Consider the following 20,228-nt stretch of genomic DNA (forward strand, 5'->3'; position numbering starts at 1 on the left):
GACGATAACCGAGCAGCAGAAGAGGGCAAGCACTTGTTTCCCTTTTTGAAAAGCTCATGTAGAGAAACCATCCAGGTTTACGGGAATGCCAGGTGGCAGTCCTGCAGCAGCTATCGGATATGAGAGTTGATGTCAGACAAGTGCGACGATCAGACGGTTCACGCTTCGCAAGAGACCACGCAGGCGGCTGAAGCTTCTGCTGGGAAAGCAGATGGCAATGTCAATGCGCGGTCAGAAGAGAGCGTCGCTGTTCCGGCTATACGCAAGCCGGTCTGGTTGAAGATTTTCGGACACGACTTGACCGCACCCTTATTGCTTCTGTTGCTCTCTCTGGTGCTTTTCGTGCCCGGACAATGGACTGTTCCGCCACTCGACAGAGATGAGCCCAGGTTTACGCAGGCCACCAAGCAGATGCTTGAAACGGATGATTATATCGATATCCGTTTTCAGGATCAGGCGCGTCACAAGAAGCCGGTGGGCATTTATTGGTTGCAGGCTGCCGCCGCGAAACTGACGGGGCAGAATGCCGACGCCCCGCTCTGGGTCTATCGACTACCGTCTGTCATCGGTTCCGTTGTCGGCGTCCTTGCGACTTTCTGGATGGCCAGAGCGTTCATGGGGCCGGCGGGGGCGCTTCTTGTAAGCGGATTTGTCGCCCTGGCGATCATTGTTGGAGTTGAGGCGCGTTTGGCAAAAACGGATGCCGTGCTCTTTGCAACCATCGTCATTGCGCAAGGAGCGCTGGCGCGCATCTGGCTCAAGAACCAGGGTGAACGGATGTGGGGCATGGGGCTGCTCTTCTGGACCGCCCTGGCAGGAAGTGTTCTCATCAAAGGGCCGGTCGGCCCAATGGTTGTGGGCCTGACTGTGGTGGGTCTGATGCTTTTGAGGAGAAAGCTGGCCTGGTTCAAGGCTGCGTCTCCCATTCTCGGATTTGTCTGGTTCTTGTTGCTCGTATCGCCCTGGTTTGTCGCGATCTGGATCGCGACCGATGGAACCTTCTTTACCGAGGCGATTGGCAAGGACCTTCTTGGCAAGGTCGGGCAGGGACAAGAGGGGCACGGCGCTCCGCCATTGACGCATCTCGGAGCGATGTTCGGGGTGTTCTGGCCATTGCCGGCGTTTTTCCTGATTGCATTGCCTTTGATCTGGCGTGAGCGGAAAAGTCCTCTGGTCGTGTTTGCGATTGCCTGGTTTGTTCCCAGCTGGATTGTGTTCGAACTGGTCACAACGAAGCTGCCACACTACACGATGCCACTATTGCCGGCCCTGGCGCTGCCGGTCGCTGCAGCGCTGATGGAAGGAGCCGGGACGACCACAAGAAACTGGCTTCGCTGGATTGCAGCCATTCTGCTCGCCTTGCCTGCCATCGGAGTTGCCGCTGCCTCGTTTGCCGGTCCATTTGTTCTCGGCGTATGGCCTTCTCCTCCCGGAGCAGTTCTTGTTGCTTTGGGCGCCGTGTTTGCCGTGGCTGCAGCGGCAAGGCTTCTGCGCGGTCCGGCGCTCTACGCGCTTCCCGCAGTCACCATGACCGCAATTTGCGTTGCGATTGGTGTTTGGGGCTTTGTCGGGCCGGCACTCACACCGATCTGGGTCAGCCCTCGGCTGGTTCAGGCGCTGGATGAAATTCCGGGATGTGAAGATCGTGAAATGCGCCAGGTTGTTACATCAGGATTTCATGAGCCCAGCTTCATTTTTCTGGAAGGAACGCAAACGCGGATAATTTCGCCGAAGGGTGCCGCGGAATTTCTTGCGCAAGATGACAGCTCTAGTCCCGGAGTTTGCAGGGTTGCGGCGATAGAAAGCCGGGAAGAACAGCCGTTTTTGGACGCGGCAAAGGAGATTGGTCTTGTGCCGGAGGCTCGAAAGAGGGTAGACGGCCTCAATATCAATGGCGGTGACGATGTCGACATCGCGCTTTATCAGAACGCCAAATCAGTCACAGGTACAGAAAACAGCAATGACGAACAGCAATAAAAAGGTCTGGCGGATCCTTGCGCGAATGCGTGGGAATGTTCGGCGGGCTGCGATGCTGTATGCGGGTCGCAAGGAAAGAGCCACCCACAATGTGGATCCTCTTCCTCCAGGACAACGGCCGCAAGACATTCTGGCTATACTGCTGCTGACCGTCGGCATCGCTGTCGTAGCGTTCGATGTGCCGACCTATCCCTGGCTGAGGTCTCTGCCCGGCGAATACCGCTCCGCCTTCAGGGCGTTCACGGATTTCGGCAAGGCGGATTGGATACTTCTTTCCACTGGCATCACGTGTCTTGCTTTGCTCGCGCTTGATGCGGGCCGCTATGCGTTCCGCTTGCGCATGGCAATCGGTGCAGTTTTCACTTACGCAGCCTTCATTTTCTACTCGGTTGCGGCAACAGGGCTTCTGGCCATTGCCTTTAAGTGGACGCTCGGCCGGGCAAGGCCAAAGCTTTACGAAGAAGTCGGTCCAGTAAGGTTCGATTTTCTTGCGTTCGATGGCACCTACACAAGTTTCCCGTCTGGTCATTCCACCACGGTTGCCGCGCTGGCAACGGCGCTCGCTTTTATTTTTCCAACCTACCGTTGGCTGATAATCGTTGCGGCGTTTTGGGTGGCGTTCAGCCGGGTAATGGTCGGCGCTCACTATCCGAGCGATGTGATCGCTGGCACTTTGCTCGGAATGGCCTTTACCTTCTTCACGGTCAGGTCAATGGCGCACCGGCGCATTGGTTTTCACATTTCTTCCTCCGGAAAAATTGAGCCCAACATGAATTTGCGCTCGGCAAAAGCGTGCATGCGGGCGGTCTGGCAGGTACTCCGCGGACAGCGTGGGGCCGACCAGGTGATGCAGGAGAGCCGGGTGGTGGAAGAAACGGAACGGACAGGCTCATGACACAAAGTTATCTGGAAGGCTTGGCAGCCAGCAAGGGAGCACTGGCCGTAACCGTTGTAGTGCCGGCAAAGGACGAGGCGCAAAACCTACCGATTTTGCTCGATGAAATCGAAGCAGCTCTCGAGGGGCGCAGTTTCGAAGTCATCGTGATCGACGATGGATCTTCCGATGGAACGGATATCGTTCTGCAAGATTACGCCGCCACGCATGACTGGTTAAGACCCGTGCGTCACGAGAGTTCCTGCGGTCAAAGCTGTGCGGTCCGAACCGGTGTTCAGCACGCACGAGGCGATGTTGTCGCGACGATCGATGGGGATGGAGAAAACAATCCAGCCTACATCCCCAAGCTGCTCGACGCACTTGAGGCAGCTGGACCGTCCGCGGCACTTGCAGCTGGTCAGCGGCTCGGCCGGAAAGCCAGCCTTGCAAAGCGGTATGCATCGAAATTCGCGAACAAGCTTCGTGGCGCGATCCTCAAAGACAACACCAGAGACAGCGGTTGTGGCCTCAAGGCGTTGCGGCGCGAGGTCTTTCTTCAGTTGCCTTACTTTGACAGTTGGCACCGCTTTTTACCGGCCCTGGTGATCCGCGAAGGGTATGGCGTTGTCCATATTGATGTCCAGGACCGCCAGCGTCGTCACGGCACATCAAAATACGGTATCTTCGACCGGGCACTTGTCGGTGTTCTAGATCTCTTCGGGGTATGGTGGTTGCGCCGGCGCCGCAAGAACATTCCGACAGTAAGGCCGCTGACCTGAAAATTGCATGAGTTGAATAAGGGGCTCCTGGCCCGCAGTAAGCAATTGGACACGCGCGATGCAAGCTCTCTATAATTGGCTATACACCGTCTTCATTGAACAATTCGATTTCTGGATCATCCTGGGGTTCTTTGCCCAGGGGATGTTCATGATGCGGTTCGTGATTCAGTGGATTGCTTCTGAACGGGTCGGCCGGTCAATCGTGCCGGTTGCCTTCTGGTTTTTTTCCATCGCGGGTGGCTCGCTGTTGCTGATTTACGCCATTCAACGCCAGGACCCTGTTTTTATCGCTGGGCAGGGGTTGGGGCTGCTCATCTATTTCCGAAACCTGTGGCTGATCCATAAAGAAAAACGTCAGGACCCGACGATCTGAGTTCGTTCCGCGCGAGTTGGCCGCGCTTCTTGGTCCTTGCCATCCACAATGGACGAATATCTGCATTTCGTGGGGGGATCGACCCGGCAAGAGAAAGAGCTCTCTAGCGGGTCATTACGAGCGCAAATCGTGTGCAGCCGGATTGACCGGCTGCTGTTTAACGCACTAGCCAAACGTTTTCTTGAGTGCCTGGTCCAGATCCTTGATGAGATCTTCCGGGTCTTCGAGGCCGATGTGCAACCGAACCGTCTGGAGATTTTCGTCAACCGGCATTGCACTGCGCATGCCCTTGAGCTTTACCGGAATCGCAAGGCTCTCGAAACCACCCCAGGAATATCCGAGACCGAACAGGTTCAGTGCATCAAGAAATGCGAAGGACTGTTGCTTGGTCGTGCCAGCGACGAAATCGAAGCCGAACAGACCGCAGCTTCCCGAGAAATCCCGTTTCCAGATTTCATGACCCGGATCGGTTTCAAGCGCCGGATACCGAAGATTTCCGATCTGCGGTTGACCCTTCAACCAGTCAAGTATGGCAAAAGTGTTTCGCTGATGTCTTTCAAGTCGGACGGAAAGAGTGCGTAGTCCCCTCAGACCCAGATACACATCGTCAGGTGCAACGTGGCTGCCCATCGCTCCACAAATCGCATCAAGCTTCTCCCAGGCTCTTTCGCTTGCCGCAATCGTGCCAAGCATCGCATCGGAGTGACCGACGATGTATTTGGTCCCGGCTTGAATGGAGAGGTCGACTCCCATGGCGATCGGCTGACAGTAAAGTGGGCTTGCCCAAGTGTTGTCCATGAGCACAGTTGCGCCGATTTCGTGTGCAGCCACGGCGATAGCCGGCACATCCTGCATCTCGAATGTCAACGATCCAGGGGCTTCGGTAAAGACGGCAGTTGTTTCCGGCCTGAACAGCTTTTTGATCTCGGCACCGAGGCCGGGCTCGTAGTATTCGACTGCAACGCCATAGTTCGGCAATACGGTGTCTGCGAAATACCTTGTCGGTCCGTACGCTGTGTCGACGATCAGAATATGGTCACCGGATTTGACGCAGGACAGAATGGCCAGGGCGATTGCATTCAGTCCGGAATTGGCAAGTTTTGCTCCGGCAGCGCCTTCCATCTCACAGATTGCAGCTTCCAGGGAATCGGTCGTGGGATTGCCGCGCCTGGCGTAGGAATACGTCTGGCCTCCTGTGACCATCGTTTCGATATCGGGATAGAGCACTGTTGAGGCGTGAACAACAGGCGGGTTGACGAAGCCATGGAAAGCACGCGAATCCCGGCCCGAATGGGCGAGTTTTGTATCTGGCTTAAGCGGCAGTTTTTTATCTGAACTGGACATTGAAGCTCATTGCTGTGGGTATGAGGAACGTTGAGGGCCGGTTGGCCCGAAATTGGGCACACTTTAGCTGATCGCTTTTTGCCTGCAACAAGGATCTGAACGGGCCTCTTCCGCTTCAATTTCTCGAGAAAAATTAGTTTATCGTTAACGCTGTTTCTTGCCGGATTAAATGGATTGAAGCCTTTTAAGGCATTGAATGATTTCGATTTGGGCATGTTTGCGGATTGGACCTCAAATTTGGTAGTAACCGGCCGCAAACTAGAGAATTTTGACAAGATAAGGGCAGCAAGTACTTGACCCGAACGGTTAAATGCCATCGTATGGGGTCGTTGGGTGGGACTGAGGTTATCTGGAGGAAGCAGCCACCAAGGCTGGCAATCGTCCGATACATGAGGCGAAGAAGATTTCTTCCGGTCTATCCCGACATAAAAATAAAGTATGGGTAACAAAAAAGGCTGCATATCCATGTCCAATAAAATCCTTCCGCTCGTACTCGGCGCTGCTATGGGAGTCGCCGCGACGGCTGCCGGTGCAACGACGCTGGAAGACGTCAAAGCAAAGGGCTTCATCCAATGTGGCGTGAGCCAGGGTCTCCCGGGCTTCTCCAATCCGGATGCTCAGGGGAACTGGACCGGTCTCGACGTTGATCTCTGCCGTGCAATGGCAGCAGCAGTGTTCGGCGATGCGTCCGCTGTAAAATTCACTCCGCTGTCCGCAAAAGAGCGTTTCACCGCTCTGCAGTCCGGCGAAGTTGACGTTCTGTCTCGTAACACCACCTGGACCATGTCTCGTGACACTCAGCTGGGTCTGAACTTTGCTGGCGTGAACTACTACGACGGTCAGGGCTTCATGGTTCGCAAGGACCTCGGTGTCACGTCTGCTCTGGAACTGTCCGGCGCATCCGTTTGCACCAACACCGGTACAACCACCGAGCTGAACGTTGCTGACTACTTCCGTGCCAACAACATGCCGTACGAAATCGTCGCTTTCGAAAAAGCTGACGAAGTTGTTGCTGCATACGACGCTGGCCGTTGTGACGTTTACACCACTGACGCCTCTGGCCTGTACGCTCAGCGCCTGAAGCTGACCAACCCGGGCGACCACATGGTTCTGCCGGAAATCATTTCCAAAGAGCCGCTTGGTCCGGTTGTCCGTCAGGGTGACGATGAGTGGTTCAACATCGCTCGTTGGACGCTGAACGCCATGATCAACGCTGAAGAACTCGGCGTTACCTCTGAAAACGTTGACGAGATGAAGTCTTCCGACAATCCGTCCGTCAAGCGTCTTCTGGGTGTTGAAGGTGCATTTGGTGAAGCCATCGGCGTCTCCAATGACTGGGCTTACAACATCATCAAGAACGTTGGTAACTACGAAGAAACCTTCAACGCCAACGTAGGTCCGGACACACCGCTCGGCATTTCCCGTGGCGTGAACGCTCTGTGGAACAACGGCGGCTTCCTGTACGCTCCGCCGGTTCGCTAATCCTCGTATAGCTTGAGGATTTAAGGGGTTCCGGCGGCTTGCACTGCCGGAACCCTCAATAAATTCCACGCATGAAAAATCGGAAAATACCGATATAGGCGTGGGGGGAACAACTGCTTCAAATGCCGATAGGGGAGCGCGCGAAAGCGTGCAGCAGAAGCAGTCAAGGACGCGAAAGAGGAGAGGCTTCGGGCCGGGCTCTTTCCGTAAAAAACCTGGGCGAGGTTCTATGTCAGTAATGGAGCAGGATTCGGCGGGGGCGCCGGCGCGTGCTTCGCTGGTGAATGATCCCAAAGTTCGCGGGCTGTTCTATCAGCTCGTATTGATCGGGGCGCTGGTCTCCTTTGGGTACTTTATCGTTACGAACACGATCGCCAACCTGGAACGGCAAAACATTGCTTCCGGTTGGTCCTTTCTAGAAAACACTGCCGGTTTCGGCATCATTCAGTCGCTTGCGCCATATTCGGAAACTTCGAGCTATGGCCAAGCGATTTTTGTCGGCTTTCTCAACACGGTTCTGGTGGCAGTTGTCGGCATTTTCCTGGCAACCATCATCGGGTTCGTTGTCGGTATCGCGCGGCTTTCCAACAACTGGGTGATCAGCAGACTGGCCTATTGTTACGTTGAGCTGATCCGCAACGTGCCGCTGCTTCTGCAGATTTTCTTCTGGTACTTCGCGGTGCTCCGCGCTGTTCCGGGGAAACGGGATAAATGGTCGTTCTTCTTCGACAATTTCCATCTCAACATCGCAGGGTTGCGCGGGCCTAAACCAATCTGGGAACCGGGCGCCGAGTTCATCGGTTTTGCACTGATCCTTGGCATTGTTCTGACCTATCTGGTCAACCGATGGGCGCACAAGCGTCAGGACGCGACCGGTCAGCAGTTCCCGATGTTCTGGACGGCCCTTGGCCTCATCATTGGACTCCCGGTGATCACGTACTTCGTGACCGGCATGCCGATGTATCTGGAACACCCGAACTTTGTTGAGACCGGCCCGATTCTGCGGCGCGGGTTTGAGCTGAATGTCGGTTTCAATCTGATTCCGGAGTTCCTGGCTTTGACACTGGCGTTGTCGATTTACACGGCCGCGTTCATTGCTGAAATCGTGCGTGCTGGTATTCAGGCGGTCAGCCACGGCCAGACCGAGGCTGCGCATGCTCTCGGTCTGCGTCAGGGACCGACTTTGCGTCTGGTGATCATTCCGCAGGCAATGCGCGTGATCATTCCGCCGCTGACCAGTCAGTATCTGAACCTGACCAAAAATTCGTCGCTTGCTGTTGCGATTGCCTTCCCGGATCTGGTTTCCGTTGGCGGGACCGTTCTCAACCAGACCGGTCAGGCCATCGAAATCATTGCTATCTGGATGGCAGTCTATCTGTCGCTCAGTTTGATCACTTCGGCATTCATGAACTGGTACAACCAGCGCATGGCGCTCGTGGAACGGTAAGGAGCGCAACATGTCGACGAATAACAACACGTTCAAAATACGAACCGAGGAGGCGCCGCTTCTGCCGGCGCCGGTCTCGACCACCGGTGTCATCGGCTGGATGCGGCAGAACCTGTTCTCATCCATCCCCAACACCGTTCTTACCTTCATCGGTATCCTGATCGCTTATTCGATCATTGCTCCTTTCATCCAGTTCGCATTTGTTGATGCGGTCTGGACGGGTGATAATCGTGAGGCGTGCCTTCCGCAGGACGGTGGCCACAGTGGGGCTTGCTGGGCTTATGTCGAGGCATATTTCCCGCAGTTCATTTACGGACGCTACCCGACCGATGAGATCTGGCGGGTAAACATCGTCTATGCGCTGTTTGCACTTCTGCTGGTGCCGCTTGCTATGCCGAGCGCTCCTTACAAGAGAACAAACGCAATTTTGTTCCTGATCGTTTTCCCGATCGTTGCCTACTTCCTGCTGACCGGCCTGGTCATCGGCGGTACGGTTATTCTCCCGATCGTTGAAACGGCTGTTTGGGGCGGTCTGCTGGTCACGTTGGTCATTGCCGTCACCGGTATTGTTGCCTCGCTGCCACTCGGTGTCGCCCTGGCACTTGGACGCCGTTCGCAAATGCCGATCATCAAGCTGGTTTCGATTATCTTCATCGAATTCTGGCGCGGTGTTCCGCTGATCACGGTTTTGTTCATGTCTTCCGTGATGCTGCCGCTCTTCCTTCCAGAAGGCGTCACCTTCGACAAGCTTCTGCGTGTCCTCATCGGTGTGACGCTGTTCTCCGCTGCATATATGGCGGAAGTGGTGCGCGGTGGCCTGCAGGCAATTCCCAAAGGGCAATATGAAGGTGCAATGGCTCTGGGCCTAAGGTTCTGGCCGATGATGTACCTCATCATCCTGCCCCAGGCGCTCAAGCTCGTGATCCCTGGCATCGTCAATACCTTTATCGGTCTCTTCAAGGATACGACACTGGTCCTGATCGTCGGCATGTTCGACCTTCTCGGTCAGATTCAATCCTCGTTCACGGATCCGACGTGGTCGACGCCAAGCCAAGGACACACAGGCTATCTGTTTGCCGCCATCGTGTTCTTCGTCTTCTGCTTCGGCATGTCACGGTACTCCATCTTCATGGAGAAACGGCTGCATACGGGACACAAACGCTAGGGACATACCCCCGGGGCGCGCGGGTATTATCGCAGCGCCCCGGACAACAGAATTTCTGGAGTAAATAAACTCATGACTGAGAATGCTGTAAACGCGGAAGAGCTTGCCGCCGATCGTTCGAAGATGAAGATCTCCGACACCGATGTCGCGATCGAAATCAAGACCATGAACAAGTGGTACGGCGATTTCCACGTGCTGCGCGATATCAATCTGAAGGTTATGCGCGGAGAGCGTATTGTCATTTGTGGACCTTCCGGTTCAGGCAAGTCCACCATGATCCGCTGCATCAATCGTTTGGAAGAGCACCAGGCCGGCCAGATTATGGTCGACGGGATTGAGCTGACCAACGATCTGAAGAAGATCGACGAAATTCGTCGCGAAGTCGGTATGTGCTTTCAGCACTTCAACCTGTTTCCACATCTGACCATCCTGGAAAACTGCACGCTGGCTCCGATCTGGGTGCGCAAGATGCCGAAGAAGGAAGCTGAAGAGATTGCGATGCACTATCTTGAGCGCGTCAAGATCCCGGAGCAGGCTTTGAAATATCCCGGACAGCTTTCCGGCGGTCAGCAGCAGCGTGTGGCTATCGCCCGTTCGCTTTGTATGAACCCGAAGATCATGTTGTTCGATGAGCCGACTTCGGCGCTCGACCCGGAAATGATCAAGGAAGTTCTCGACGTTATGGTCGGTCTTGCTGAAGAAGGCATGACCATGCTTTGTGTGACCCACGAAATGGGTTTTGCGCGCAAGGTTGCGAACCGCGTGATCTTCATGGATGCCGGACAGATTGTTGAGCAGAACGAACCGGAGCCGTTCTTCACCAATCCGCAACATGAGCGTACGAAGCTGTTCCTAAGCCAGATCCTGCATCACTGATCAGGGTTGAAGGACCAATTCGTGATCAAGTTGACCCGTAAGGTTTTTCTCGGAGTTTTCTTGATTGCGATGGTCGTTGTAGTTGGCATGGGCCTCGGTACATTGGTGCCGAGGCCCATTGCATTTTCTGCAAAGGCAGATGACCAGGGTCGGCCGCAAGGTGAGAGGCGGCGAATACTGGTGCTTTCAAACCCCATCCACACAGACATTGCCTTGCCAGCTGATCCCGATGTCTTGAAGGCAATGAACTTTGTTTCGGACGCCGGATTGGAACTGGATTACCCCGGCGTCTTTTGGATTGTGTTTGGGTGGGGAAGTCGCTCTTTTTACGTCGAAACCCCAACCTGGGCAGATTTGAAAGTAAAACCGGTTCTTGATGCGTTAACCTGGGACCGATCGGTTATGCATGTTCGAAGAGCAGGGGCGATCTCACCGTACCAGCCAGATGTCCGAGCGATTGAACTCACAGAGCAGCAATTCTCAGTTCTGCTTCGGGAGATCCGTAGCAGCTTTCAGTCCGAACACGGATTGCCTCCGCAAGAGATACCGGGCGCAGCCTATGACGCGCATGACATGTTCTTTCCGGCCACAGGTGGTTTCAATGCGCTGATGGGCTGTAACACCTGGACAGCACGAATGTTGCGCCAAGCGGGTCTCAAAACAGGTTTCTGGACACCTTTGCCCTTCACACTCGATCTGTCTCTGGACTTGCACAATTCCCTCTAGATCAGCTCTCGCTGGTAGTTGGAACGATCTTGTCGACGGCGCTTTCTGCCAGAGCTTTCAGGACCTCCGGAGACTCACCTGCTCGGGCACGGATTGACAGGCCGTGCAGGATCAAGGCGAGGTGTTGGGCCGCTTCCTTTATCTCCGTTTCGGCCATGGTGCCCTGGGTTTCATGGCGAATAAGACTGGCGATGCCCTTGTCCATACGAGCAATCACCGCGTCCAGAGCTTCACGGAATTCGGCATCCTGTACAGCTTCGGCCTGCAAGGTTGAGATTGCGAGACAGCCGTAAGGAGCGCCATTCAGTTCGGTTTGCCCTGTATAGAGATCTATTGCAGCTGCAAGAATGGCCTTGAGACGTGGCCTCACACCAGTGGCATTTCCTCCAGCCTCTCTCAGGTAGATGTGCATCCGGTCGGCAAACCGGTCGACGATTGTCAGATACATGTCTTTCTTGCTGCCAAAGGCCGAATAGAGACTAGGTCTGTTTAGCCCGGTCGCCTCAGCAATCTGATCCAGACTTGTCGCCGCATACCCGTTTTTCCAGAACACCTGCATGATCTGGTCGAGGGTCTCATCTTCATCAAATTTGCGAGGCCTGCCTCGCTTCGTTCCCGTTTTCATTTTTTACCAACTCGCATAAAAAGATCGACCTGTCTATTTTTATGCGATACGGTACAAAAAAATGGAAACTGCAATGGAGGCTTTTTGCGTGATGTCTGAAGTTGACGCGCCCATGGGGACGGTGAAATGGGGACGGCGCACCGGGCCCTTCAGCAAAGGTCGGTTGAAACGTTCTGAAAAGGCCAAGGTATTGATGAACCTTGCCCGGATTTCCTCACTTGAAGCAAAGGACACAATCCTCGATCGATTGGGTCTGATAAACACCTATGGAGCTGAGCTTGAAGGTTTGCAGCCGCCTGATACAGCGCTGGTGCGCGACGCATTCGACTTTGCCGATGATGTTCAGGGCGTCGAGCTCATGCGCCACAGCTGGCGGACCTATTACTGGGCAATGCTCTTGGCGGGTTATCGGAAACTCGATGTTGACAGAGAGTTGCTCTTTTCCGCTGCGATACTTCACGATGTGGGATTGGCTCGGGGGAGAACGTCGGAGCCCATAGACTGTTGTTTCGTTGTCTACGGTGCAGAACGGTGCAAGCATCACCTTGTCGGGAAGGGGCATGACAGGCAGAAGGTAGGAAAAATCGCAGATGCAATCGGTCTGCATTTGAACGGCTACGTTTCTAACCGGGTTCATGGCGCAGTAGCACATCTCTTGTCCCGAGGCGCAATGTGCGATGTTTTCGGAATGGGAAGACGGCGGATCGATAAGTCTTTGAGGCGCCGAGTGTTTGAGGAATATCCCAAGGGAGATTTGCGGCAGGAACTCGAGATATGGCCCGGTCACCACCTGGCTGGCACAAGAGGAGATTTTCTTATCCGCCTAGGAGATAGAAGCAAGTCTTCAACCGAGATGACAGGTGTGCCGCAGGCGGGTGACTGACAACCGGTTGACTTGTAAGAAAAAGCCGGTCCGCACATGCGCTGAGGACCGGCTGATTGATTAGCCTTTGATCACGTCTGTGTCGTCTCTAGCGCCCCATTCAGACCATGAACCGTCGTAAAGCGCGAGATCGCGCGCGCCCAGAACAGTCAATCCGAGAGTCAGGATTGCCGCGGTCACCCCAGAACCGCATGTTGTGGTGACTGGCTTGTCGAGATCGACACCAGCTTCCTCATAGATTTCCTTCAACTCGTCTCTGGAGCGGAAGGTTCCGCCTTCGTTGATCAGGTGAGTGAAAGGGAGATTCAGCGCTGTTGGCATATGTCCCGCGCGAAGTCCTGCACGAGGCTCGGGTGCATCACCAGAGAAACGATCCGCGGACCTAGCGTCAAGGATCTGTCTGGAGCCTGAAGAAATGACGTTTCTCACGTGATTGATGTCCGCGACGGCGCCGTGGTTAAGCCGTGAGGTAAAATGGCTTTGCACGCGACGTGGAGCCTGATCTTCAACTTCCCGGTTTTCCGCCCGCCATTTCGGAAATCCACCATCCAGAACAAAGACGCGTTCTGCCCCCATGCTGCGCAAGGTCCACCAGACGCGCGGCGCGGAATAAAACCCGAAGTCGTCATAGACGACGAGCGTCTGGCCGTCTCCAATCCCGAGCTTTCGCATCGCCGATGAAAACACGTGCGGTGCCGGCAGCATGTGCGGCAAGTCGGAGTCCTTGTCGCAGATTTCATTCACGTCAAAGCACACCGCGCCAGGAATATGGGCATGCGGATAAACCGGAGGGGCATCAGGGTGTGTGACCGGCGGCATCCAGGCATTTATGACAACCAGGTCCGGAGACGAGAGGTGGTCGGCCAGCCATTGGGTGGATACGAGTGGGTGATCGGACATTACCTCTCCTTAGTCTTCATACAGGCCCTTGGACTTGTGCCAATCTTCAATGGACAGATCCGGGTATCGTGAAAAATGAATGTGGCCGGGGCCCTTGGGCACTTCGATCCAGTCCGGCTTGTATTCAAGCATGATATGGACGGTCTCTGGTGGCCTTGGCAACACGGTATCGATTGCTCCCGCGTGAGGATGGATCAACTCCGGCCAGCGTGGATCCCAAACCCAAAGATGTGAGCCGCAGGACTTGCAGAAATGTCGTTCCGCCGGGCTGACTTTGCCATCTATCACTGCATTGTACGCCTCTTTCGATTCAGCGCCCTGAATCTTTAAGCTGCCAGCATCCGCCATCAGATTTATGGCATACCCTCCGCTGCCACCGATCTTTCGGCAGATGGAGCAGTAACACCGCATGAAGGGGTGGGGCGTTTTGCTTTCCATTTCGAATTCAATGGCACGGCAATGACAACTTCCAGATAGCTTCATGTCGCTCTCCCACATCAAGCGCCTTTTGGCGTTGGTTGTCAGTCAGTCAATCTTATGCGCACGCGCCTGTTCTGTTTGCCTTTCTTCTCGGTTTTTCCGAGAGAAAGTGGTCCGATCTCAGAGGTCTGAGAAACATGCGTTCCACCGCAAGGCTGCAAGTCGACGTCACCGCCGATACGAACCAGCCTGACCCGGCCGGAGCCTCTTGGTGGTTTGACCGACATGGTCTTTACCAGCCCGGGATTGGCGTCGAGCTCTTCGTCAGTGATCCACTCCGAATTGACCGCGTGATCTCCTGCCGCAAGCGCATTCAGCTTTTCGAGCAGAGCTTCCTTGTCGACCGTTTCATCGCCCATATCGAAATCCAACCGGCCTTCGCTGTCCCCGATCTGACCTCCGGTGACAGGAAATGGCAGAGCGACGGACAGGAGGTGCAGTGCGGTGTGCACTCGCATCAAACGGTAGCGACGGGCCCAGTCAATATGCGCGGTCAGGTTGGTGCCGGGCGCCGGAAGCGCTTGGCCTTCGGTTGCAACATGAACAATCGTGCTTTTGTCGGTGTCGTAGACCGTTGTTGCAATCTCGATCCTGTTCCCGTCTTCAAGTTCAAGGTAACCACTGTCTCCGGGTTGCCCGCCACCCATTGCGTAAAACACGGTCCTGTCGAGTACGATGCCGCCTCGTTCGTTTACGCTCAACACTTCCGCTTCGCACGTCCGGAGGTAAGCGTCGTCGCGAAACAACGGAGTGGTCATAAGTGTCTCCTTTCAAAATAGAAAGTTATGAAAAGCAGATCGGCAGACATCTGGCAATTGCACAAATACCCGAAGGAGTTCTCTCTCTGAAATACGGGAAGGTTTCGGGAGAACTCACCGGTTCTTAAGACCGGAAACAGGCGTCCATGACGATGGTGGCCGCAGCCATGTTTCCCATATGAAGCGCAGTTGGTGTGTTTTGATGACCGCCATAGGTCATGTCACCGGCAGCGTAGATCCCGGGGACGGTTGTCCTGAATCCCTCGTCAATCGCGATGTAGCCCGTATCAGTAAGCGATACGTCAAGCCTGGAAACCAGTTCGACGTGTTTCTGATGAGGAAAAATCAACATGCAATCCAGATCGAAACGGTTTCCATCCGGCAGCTCGACACCAGACAATGTTTCGTCTTCTGTCAAAACTCTGGTCGGCAATCCAGATGTTAGCGTGATTCCCATGTCGGCAAGTTCATGACGGCGTTCTTCAGGTATTGGGATTGACGAATCAAGGAAATAGGTGAGGTCGGATGTCCAGTTTCGATAGATTTCCGCGGCGTCAATGACTTCCTGGCGATGGGCGTAGATACCCCATTTCCGGTCTTTCCACTCATAGCCGTGGCAGAATGGGCAATTGATGACGCTTCGCCCCCAACACTCTTCAAGGCCTTCCAGGGAAGGAAGGGTATCCTGCATGCCCGTCGCCAGCAAAACAACCTGAGCCGTCAGTTGACCGCCGTTGCCGAGTTGAACAACGAAGCCACCATCTTGTGGCTGAATATCCAGGACATCTTCATCCAGAAAACGGGCAAAGGGGTAGGAAAGTACATCCCGGCGCATTTCGGCACGAACTTCCGAAGGCACTTTGCGATCCATTGCAGGCAGTGCGGCGACAAAGGGCGAGGCTTCGTTTCTTGGTGGTTGGACTGTATTGATGACAGTCGTTCTGAACATGGAACGGGACAGGGTCAAAGCCGCCGCCAGGCCTGAAGGACCACCACCAATTATCACGACCTGCGTATCCATTGACTTCTCTCCGTGTTTGCCCGGCGCTCCGCTCGACGCCGGAAAAGAGCGCCCGGATACCCAGAAAACTCCGGTATGAGGAAACGGTCAAAGAAAAATGCAATTCAGAGTATCGGAGACAGCAGTCTTGCGCCTTGAGCAAGTACTCGAAACAGATAGCTTTGCGATTGAAACGCATCCGGCCAGGTGAGCTTTGCGCTCTGAAAATCGGTTTCCAGCATTTTCTCTACGTTGCGGATCATGCGCTCGTGCGTGAACCAGAGAGTGAGCTCGAAATTGATTTGAAAAGACCGGTTGTCGAAATTGACCGTCCCGATCGAAACAAGGTCATCATCAAGGAGGGTGACCTTCTGGTGCAGGAAGCCATCCGTATAGCGGTAGACTTTCACCCCTCTCTGTACGAGCGTGTCTTCATAGGCGTGACTGGCAAGCCAGACTGTCCAGTGGTCTCGTTTTTCAGGCAACATGATGCGCACGTCCACGCCGCGCATCGCAGCTGAACAAAGCGCCGTCTGGACGTCCAGCGAAGGCACCAGATAGGGCGTTGTGATCCAGAAGCGTCTCTTTGCCTGTGCAGCCGCCTCAACAAACGCGATCGCGCATTCTTCCAGCTTGTCGGCGGGGCCCGTCGGCATCACCAGAACGGACTCGTCTCCGGGCATCGGTATTTCGTTGACCTGGGGAAGTTCAATGCGTTCTCCACTTGCCCAGAGCCAGTCTTCGACGAAGGATAGCGCACAGGCGACGGCTGCCGGTCCTTCCACTCTCACATGGGTATCCCGCCAGCGTCCAAACCACTTGTCGCGCCCGACATATTGGTCGGCGACGTTATGACCGCCAACAAATGCCTCGCGGTAGTCCGTGACGACGAGCTTGCGGTGATTGCGATAGTTCAGCCGCATAGGTCCGAGCAGGCGCAGAAACTTGTGGTTCTCGTTGAAGCCACATACTTCGACACCCGCCCGTTTAAGTCTGTCGAGAAACTGGTGAGGCAGCGAATGACTGCCGACATCATCGTAAAGAAAGCACACACGCACGCCTTCTTTAGCGCGTGCGATCAGCGCGTCTGCCATTTCGCGTCCGAGTTTGTCGTCGGCAATAGCGAAGAACTGGAAAAAGATGACGTGGCGTGCGCGTGCGATCGAACCCTTGATCGCGTTGAATGTCGCATCTCCATCAATGAGAAGATCAGCCTCGTTGCCCGCAAGAAACGGTACACCCGCAACACGCGACAGAACCGGCCACTCGCGGGTTTCCTCGTGGTCCGTCAGTCCAAGTTCATCCGCTCTTCTTGCTCTTTCGGTACGCCCAAGAGTGGCCTGGATCTTTGCGTAGTCCGAAAACGAACGCCATCCGAAGACAAAGTAAAGCGGCACCGTCAGATAGGGCAGGAAGAAGAGCGAAAGAAGCCAGGCGACCGAACCTTGCGACGTGCGCGAATTCATCACTTCTCTGACGGCACAAATTCCCGCCGTGATGTACAAGGCCGCAACAAACGCTGCGACCAGACCGAGATTGTTGGCCATGATGTCCAGAATGCCAACATCCGTTACAGCATCCTGGATCACCGCCTTCGCCGCGGCGTCGTCTTTGGCTAGCGTTGGATCACCGGGCTCCATGTTGAAACGGTCTTTTCAGCCAGATCAGGCGAAAGAGGGCTGGATGGTTACAGTCCGCTCCAGCCACTCCGGAACCGGCAGGTTCTTGGAACGCAGGAATTCGGGATTGTAGAGCTTCGACTGAGAGCGTGTACCGTGATCGCAAAGGATTGTGACGATGGTCTTGCCAGGACCCATCTCCTTGGCCAGACGACGGGCGCCGGCAAGGTTGATAGCGGTTGATCCTCCAAGCAGCAGACCTTCGTTCTGCGCGACATTGAAAACAAGCGGCAGAGCTTCTTCATCGGAAATTGTCCAGGCGTGATCGACCTTTACATCGTGCACGATCGGAGTGCTGCGGCCGAGGCCAATACCTTCCGAAATTGACCCGCCTTCAGACGCTTTGGCTTCTCCGGTGGTGAAAAGCGACTGCATCGCCGCACCGCGCGGATCGGCGCAGCCGATGACTATGCCGGGCTTGTTTTCCTGAAGGAAAGTAGAGACACCTGCGAGGGTGCCGCCGGAGCCAACCGCACAGATGAACCCGTCTACCTTGCCATCAGTCTGTTCGAATATTTCAGGTCCGGTGGTGAGATAGTGAGCCTTGCGGTTGTCCAGGTTGTTCCACTGGTCGGCGAAGATGGCACCATTCGGTTCTGTCCTGGCCATTTCCTCCGCCAGACGGCGGGCGACGTGCTGATAGTTGTTCGGATCCTTGAACGGCTTTGCGGGAACTTCGATCAGTTCTGCGCCGCAAAGACGCAGCATGTCTTTCTTTTCCTGGGTCTGGGTCTCGGGAATGACGATCACTGTCCGGTACCCGCGTGCGCTGGCAACAAGTGCAAGACCGATTCCGGTGTTTCCGGCAGTGCCTTCCACAATGACGCCACCGGGTCTCAGGTCGCCTCTTGCCTCTGCTTCGAGGATCATCTGCCTGGCAGGGCGGTCCTTGACGGATTGTCCGGGATTCATGAATTCGGCTTTGCCAAGAATCTCGCAGCCCGTTTCTTCTGACAGGGCTTTCAATCGGATCAGGGGCGTGTTGCCGATTGCGTCGACAACGGAAGCGGACACAGACATGTAATCATTCCTGGCTGATCCGGCCCGTTTCCTTGGAAGGCCGGATGAAATCTGATGAGTTCTGGACGCTAATGGTCCAGTACAATGGGATCAAGCTTGCAATGTAAGGCATCAGCGTCGGAATACCAGCTTCTGAGCACCTGGACGGACCGTTTTCCCGTCCGTTGATTGAAAGTCGTGGCTGAGTTGTTCTGCAGAAGACCTAGACCAAAATTTAAAAAACAATATTTTTGGTGTAAGTGTTGATCTACAGGAAGCTGTTTAACGTATCGGCGTTAGAGCAACTTGAACGCCCGGAGATTAATGAGAGCGGTAATGGAAAAGAACGTGACTGGCATGGATGAGTTACTGGCTGGATATGCGGCCGGGACATTGTCCTTTCCGGCACAAGCGCTTGTCGGAGCACATCTGGAACTGAGTGACCAGAACCGGGGCTATGTCTCATCTTTGGAAGCGATGGCTGGTGCGGGTCTCAATGAAATTGAGCCTGTTGCACTGTCCGATCGCGACGCTGCGCTTTCAGAAATCTTCAATTCCGATGCTCCCATTCTAAGCGAGGTGGACTCTGCCGCATCGAATGCTGGCACGGGGCAGGGGGAAGTACCTGAATCGCTGCGTTCAATTGTCGGGTCTTCTCTGGACGAACTGCCATGGAAGACCCTTCTTCCAGGTGTCAAGGAATGCAAGTTCGGTGAAATCGACGGGTGCGCAAGCAGCTTGCTGTGGGTGAGGGCTGGACGTGCAATGCCGTCGCATACTCACCATGGAACCGAATTGACGCTGGTTCTCAAAGGCGGCTTCCGGGACGAGGATGGTCACTTTGTTGTCGGTGATGTTGCCTACGCCGATGGTGAAGTGGACCACAAACCTATTGCTGATGATGGCGAAGACTGCATCTGTTTTGCAGTTACAGCCGGACGTCTGCAGTTGACCGGACCGGTTGGCCGCTGGTTCGCACCTTTTATCAGATAATCACAAATCCGGTTCATGACCCTGATGCGTAAACAATGCAAAGGGTTAAGGAGACTGGTTTGCATAAGAACGTATTTGTGGCGATGCCGGAAGATGGCTGCGCCTGGGTTACAGGGGCAAGTTCCGGAATTGGAAGAGCACTTGCGCTTGATCTGGCGCATTCCGGTTGGACTGTAGCAGCTACAGCAAGATCAGCGGAGGCGCTTTGTACACTAACCCTGGAAGCACGCGAGCTGCCAGGCTCCATCGAAGCCTTTCCTGGTGACGTGTCAGATACCGGAGCAATGGCGTCCTGCACAGAGATGCTGTGCGAAAGGTTCGGCCAGATTGGTCTTCTGGTTGCCAACGCAGGCGTTTATCTGCCTCAGGACGGTCTGAATGCAGATGTGGAAGCTTTCCGCACAAGTTTCGAAGTCAACCTTATGGGAGCAGTGAACGTGCTGCTACCGACGATTTCGTTGATGAAAAGAGCCGGCAAAGGACAGATTGCGATCGTGTCGTCGGTCGCCGGGTACACAGGATTGCCGACTTCTGCGGCCTATGGAGCGACCAAGGCGGGACTGATCAATCTGGCGGAATCTTTAAAGTTCGATCTCGACCGAAGCGGAATTCATCTACAGGTCATCAATCCGGGTTTTGTCGACACTCCTGCCACGAGTTCCAATCCGTTTCCAATGCCTCATTTGCTTTCAGTCGAGGAAGCGGTGCAGGAGATCCGCAGAGGTTTGGAGCAACGAAACAAGTTCGAAATTGCGTTCCCCCGTTCCTTCGTCTGGAAACTCAAGCTTCTCAATTTGCTGCCTTATCGTCTCTATTTCCCGCTGATTGCGAAAGCGACAGGTTGGAACAAAAAACAGGCCGACTAACG

20 protein-coding genes are annotated in these 20,228 nt (G+C 54.8%); 12 read left to right on the top strand and 8 right to left on the bottom strand.

Features of this window, described 5'->3' with window-relative positions:
• Window positions 1-129 precede the first annotated feature (129 nt).
• From ABLO27_RS04400 to ABLO27_RS04415, 4 genes are read left to right on the top strand one after another with little or no spacing between them, the layout of a single operon-like run.
• Window positions 130-1,977, top strand: coding sequence for an ArnT family glycosyltransferase (locus tag ABLO27_RS04400; protein ID WP_353030736.1), 1,848 nt, complete (start codon window positions 130-132; stop codon window positions 1,975-1,977).
• Window positions 1,961-2,872, top strand: a complete 912-nt coding sequence (locus ABLO27_RS04405) for a phosphatase PAP2 family protein (RefSeq protein WP_353030737.1) — start codon at window positions 1,961-1,963, stop codon at window positions 2,870-2,872. The genes ABLO27_RS04400 and ABLO27_RS04405 overlap by 17 nt, the downstream gene beginning before the upstream one ends.
• On the top strand, window positions 2,869-3,630 hold the full coding sequence (locus ABLO27_RS04410; protein ID WP_353030738.1) for a glycosyltransferase family 2 protein: 762 nt from the start codon (window positions 2,869-2,871) through the stop codon (window positions 3,628-3,630). The genes ABLO27_RS04405 and ABLO27_RS04410 overlap by 4 nt, the downstream gene beginning before the upstream one ends.
• Before the next feature lie 58 nt (window positions 3,631-3,688).
• Window positions 3,689-4,003, top strand: coding sequence for a lipid-A-disaccharide synthase N-terminal domain-containing protein (locus ABLO27_RS04415; protein WP_352944163.1), 315 nt, complete (start codon window positions 3,689-3,691; stop codon window positions 4,001-4,003).
• Window positions 4,004-4,168: 165 nt separating this feature from the next.
• Here ABLO27_RS04415 and metC read toward each other — a convergent pair whose 3' ends face one another.
• Window positions 4,169-5,347 (bottom strand): cystathionine beta-lyase, encoded by a 1,179-nt coding sequence (metC, locus tag ABLO27_RS04420; RefSeq protein WP_353030739.1) that lies wholly within the window; start codon window positions 5,345-5,347, stop codon window positions 4,169-4,171.
• A gap of 465 nt (window positions 5,348-5,812) precedes the next feature.
• Here metC and ABLO27_RS04425 point away from each other — a divergent pair, with 465 nt between their 5' ends.
• The 5 genes from ABLO27_RS04425 (at window position 5,813) to ABLO27_RS04445 (ending at window position 11,043) form a co-directional block, all read left to right on the top strand.
• On the top strand, window positions 5,813-6,829 hold the full coding sequence (locus ABLO27_RS04425) for an amino acid ABC transporter substrate-binding protein (protein WP_353030741.1): 1,017 nt from the start codon (window positions 5,813-5,815) through the stop codon (window positions 6,827-6,829).
• 238 nt (window positions 6,830-7,067) lie between these two features.
• Window positions 7,068-8,276: an amino acid ABC transporter permease gene (locus ABLO27_RS04430; RefSeq protein WP_417714750.1), complete on the top strand. Its 1,209-nt coding sequence runs from the start codon at window positions 7,068-7,070 to the stop codon at window positions 8,274-8,276.
• A 10-nt stretch (window positions 8,277-8,286) separates the two neighbouring features.
• Window positions 8,287-9,441, top strand: coding sequence for an amino acid ABC transporter permease (locus ABLO27_RS04435; protein ID WP_417714738.1), 1,155 nt, complete (start codon window positions 8,287-8,289; stop codon window positions 9,439-9,441).
• A gap of 72 nt (window positions 9,442-9,513) precedes the next feature.
• Complete coding sequence (locus tag ABLO27_RS04440) at window positions 9,514-10,317, top strand: amino acid ABC transporter ATP-binding protein (RefSeq protein ID WP_352944155.1); 804 nt, start codon at window positions 9,514-9,516, stop codon at window positions 10,315-10,317.
• A gap of 21 nt (window positions 10,318-10,338) precedes the next feature.
• A complete protein-coding gene (locus ABLO27_RS04445; RefSeq protein ID WP_353030744.1) occupies window positions 10,339-11,043 on the top strand; it encodes a TIGR02117 family protein in 705 nt (234 codons plus the stop codon).
• A gap of 1 nt (window position 11,044) precedes the next feature.
• Here the strand turns inward: ABLO27_RS04445 and ABLO27_RS04450 are convergent, their stop codons facing one another.
• Window positions 11,045-11,668: a TetR/AcrR family transcriptional regulator gene (locus ABLO27_RS04450; protein ID WP_353030745.1), complete on the bottom strand. Its 624-nt coding sequence runs from the start codon at window positions 11,666-11,668 to the stop codon at window positions 11,045-11,047.
• Window positions 11,669-11,759: 91 nt separating this feature from the next.
• Here ABLO27_RS04450 and ABLO27_RS04455 point away from each other — a divergent pair, with 91 nt between their 5' ends.
• Window positions 11,760-12,551 carry an HD domain-containing protein gene (locus ABLO27_RS04455; protein ID WP_353030746.1) on the top strand — a complete coding sequence of 264 codons (792 nt, stop codon included), beginning with the start codon at window positions 11,760-11,762 and terminating at the stop codon, window positions 12,549-12,551.
• 60 nt (window positions 12,552-12,611) lie between these two features.
• Here the strand turns inward: ABLO27_RS04455 and sseA are convergent, their stop codons facing one another.
• From sseA to ABLO27_RS04485, 6 genes are all read right to left on the bottom strand, one after another.
• Window positions 12,612-13,451: a 3-mercaptopyruvate sulfurtransferase gene (sseA, locus tag ABLO27_RS04460; protein ID WP_353030747.1), complete on the bottom strand. Its 840-nt coding sequence runs from the start codon at window positions 13,449-13,451 to the stop codon at window positions 12,612-12,614.
• Window positions 13,452-13,460: 9 nt separating this feature from the next.
• Window positions 13,461-13,934, bottom strand: a complete 474-nt coding sequence (locus ABLO27_RS04465) for a GFA family protein (RefSeq protein WP_353030748.1) — start codon at window positions 13,932-13,934, stop codon at window positions 13,461-13,463.
• 38 nt (window positions 13,935-13,972) lie between these two features.
• Window positions 13,973-14,689, bottom strand: a complete 717-nt coding sequence (locus ABLO27_RS04470) for an alanyl-tRNA editing protein (RefSeq protein ID WP_353030749.1) — start codon at window positions 14,687-14,689, stop codon at window positions 13,973-13,975.
• A gap of 124 nt (window positions 14,690-14,813) precedes the next feature.
• On the bottom strand, window positions 14,814-15,710 hold the full coding sequence (locus tag ABLO27_RS04475) for an NAD(P)/FAD-dependent oxidoreductase (protein ID WP_353030750.1): 897 nt from the start codon (window positions 15,708-15,710) through the stop codon (window positions 14,814-14,816).
• Window positions 15,711-15,814: 104 nt separating this feature from the next.
• The gene (gene cls, locus ABLO27_RS04480) at window positions 15,815-17,329 is read right to left on the bottom strand and encodes a cardiolipin synthase (RefSeq protein WP_353030752.1); all 1,515 of its coding nucleotides are present in this window, start codon (window positions 17,327-17,329) and stop codon (window positions 15,815-15,817) included.
• A 24-nt stretch (window positions 17,330-17,353) separates the two neighbouring features.
• Window positions 17,354-18,388: a cysteine synthase A gene (locus ABLO27_RS04485; protein ID WP_353030753.1), complete on the bottom strand. Its 1,035-nt coding sequence runs from the start codon at window positions 18,386-18,388 to the stop codon at window positions 17,354-17,356.
• 315 nt (window positions 18,389-18,703) lie between these two features.
• Here ABLO27_RS04485 and ABLO27_RS04490 point away from each other — a divergent pair, with 315 nt between their 5' ends.
• Window positions 18,704-19,360 (top strand): ChrR family anti-sigma-E factor, encoded by a 657-nt coding sequence (locus ABLO27_RS04490; protein WP_353030754.1) that lies wholly within the window; start codon window positions 18,704-18,706, stop codon window positions 19,358-19,360.
• 35 nt (window positions 19,361-19,395) lie between these two features.
• Window positions 19,396-20,226, top strand: coding sequence for an SDR family NAD(P)-dependent oxidoreductase (locus ABLO27_RS04495; RefSeq protein ID WP_417714739.1), 831 nt, complete (start codon window positions 19,396-19,398; stop codon window positions 20,224-20,226).
• Window positions 20,227-20,228: the final 2 nt, after the last annotated feature.

This window comes from Roseibium sp. SCP15 (assembly GCF_040329435.1).
Taxonomy (GTDB): Bacteria; Pseudomonadota; Alphaproteobacteria; order Rhizobiales; family Stappiaceae; genus Roseibium.

Excerpts from the sequence above, each read along its gene's own strand:
- ABLO27_RS04400 (WP_353030736.1), top strand. The coding sequence starts at position 130 with ATGTCAGACAAGTGCGACGATCAGACGGTTCACGCTTCGCAAGAGACC.
- ABLO27_RS04405 (WP_353030737.1), top strand. The coding sequence starts at position 1,961 with ATGACGAACAGCAATAAAAAGGTCTGGCGGATCCTTGCGCGAATGCGT.
- ABLO27_RS04410 (WP_353030738.1), top strand. The coding sequence starts at position 2,869 with ATGACACAAAGTTATCTGGAAGGCTTGGCAGCCAGCAAGGGAGCACTG.
- ABLO27_RS04415 (WP_352944163.1), top strand. The coding sequence starts at position 3,689 with ATGCAAGCTCTCTATAATTGGCTATACACCGTCTTCATTGAACAATTC.
- metC (WP_353030739.1), bottom strand. The coding sequence starts at position 5,347 with ATGTCCAGTTCAGATAAAAAACTGCCGCTTAAGCCAGATACAAAACTC.
- ABLO27_RS04425 (WP_353030741.1), top strand. The coding sequence starts at position 5,813 with ATGTCCAATAAAATCCTTCCGCTCGTACTCGGCGCTGCTATGGGAGTC.
- ABLO27_RS04430 (WP_417714750.1), top strand. The coding sequence starts at position 7,068 with ATGGAGCAGGATTCGGCGGGGGCGCCGGCGCGTGCTTCGCTGGTGAAT.
- ABLO27_RS04435 (WP_417714738.1), top strand. The coding sequence starts at position 8,287 with ATGTCGACGAATAACAACACGTTCAAAATACGAACCGAGGAGGCGCCG.
- ABLO27_RS04440 (WP_352944155.1), top strand. The coding sequence starts at position 9,514 with ATGACTGAGAATGCTGTAAACGCGGAAGAGCTTGCCGCCGATCGTTCG.
- ABLO27_RS04450 (WP_353030745.1), bottom strand. The coding sequence starts at position 11,668 with ATGAAAACGGGAACGAAGCGAGGCAGGCCTCGCAAATTTGATGAAGAT.
- ABLO27_RS04455 (WP_353030746.1), top strand. The coding sequence starts at position 11,760 with ATGTCTGAAGTTGACGCGCCCATGGGGACGGTGAAATGGGGACGGCGC.
- sseA (WP_353030747.1), bottom strand. The coding sequence starts at position 13,451 with ATGTCCGATCACCCACTCGTATCCACCCAATGGCTGGCCGACCACCTC.
- ABLO27_RS04465 (WP_353030748.1), bottom strand. The coding sequence starts at position 13,934 with ATGAAGCTATCTGGAAGTTGTCATTGCCGTGCCATTGAATTCGAAATG.
- ABLO27_RS04470 (WP_353030749.1), bottom strand. The coding sequence starts at position 14,689 with ATGACCACTCCGTTGTTTCGCGACGACGCTTACCTCCGGACGTGCGAA.
- ABLO27_RS04475 (WP_353030750.1), bottom strand. The coding sequence starts at position 15,710 with ATGGATACGCAGGTCGTGATAATTGGTGGTGGTCCTTCAGGCCTGGCG.
- cls (WP_353030752.1), bottom strand. The coding sequence starts at position 17,329 with ATGGAGCCCGGTGATCCAACGCTAGCCAAAGACGACGCCGCGGCGAAG.
- ABLO27_RS04485 (WP_353030753.1), bottom strand. The coding sequence starts at position 18,388 with ATGTCTGTGTCCGCTTCCGTTGTCGACGCAATCGGCAACACGCCCCTG.
- ABLO27_RS04490 (WP_353030754.1), top strand. The coding sequence starts at position 18,704 with ATGGAAAAGAACGTGACTGGCATGGATGAGTTACTGGCTGGATATGCG.
- ABLO27_RS04495 (WP_417714739.1), top strand. The coding sequence starts at position 19,396 with ATGCAAAGGGTTAAGGAGACTGGTTTGCATAAGAACGTATTTGTGGCG.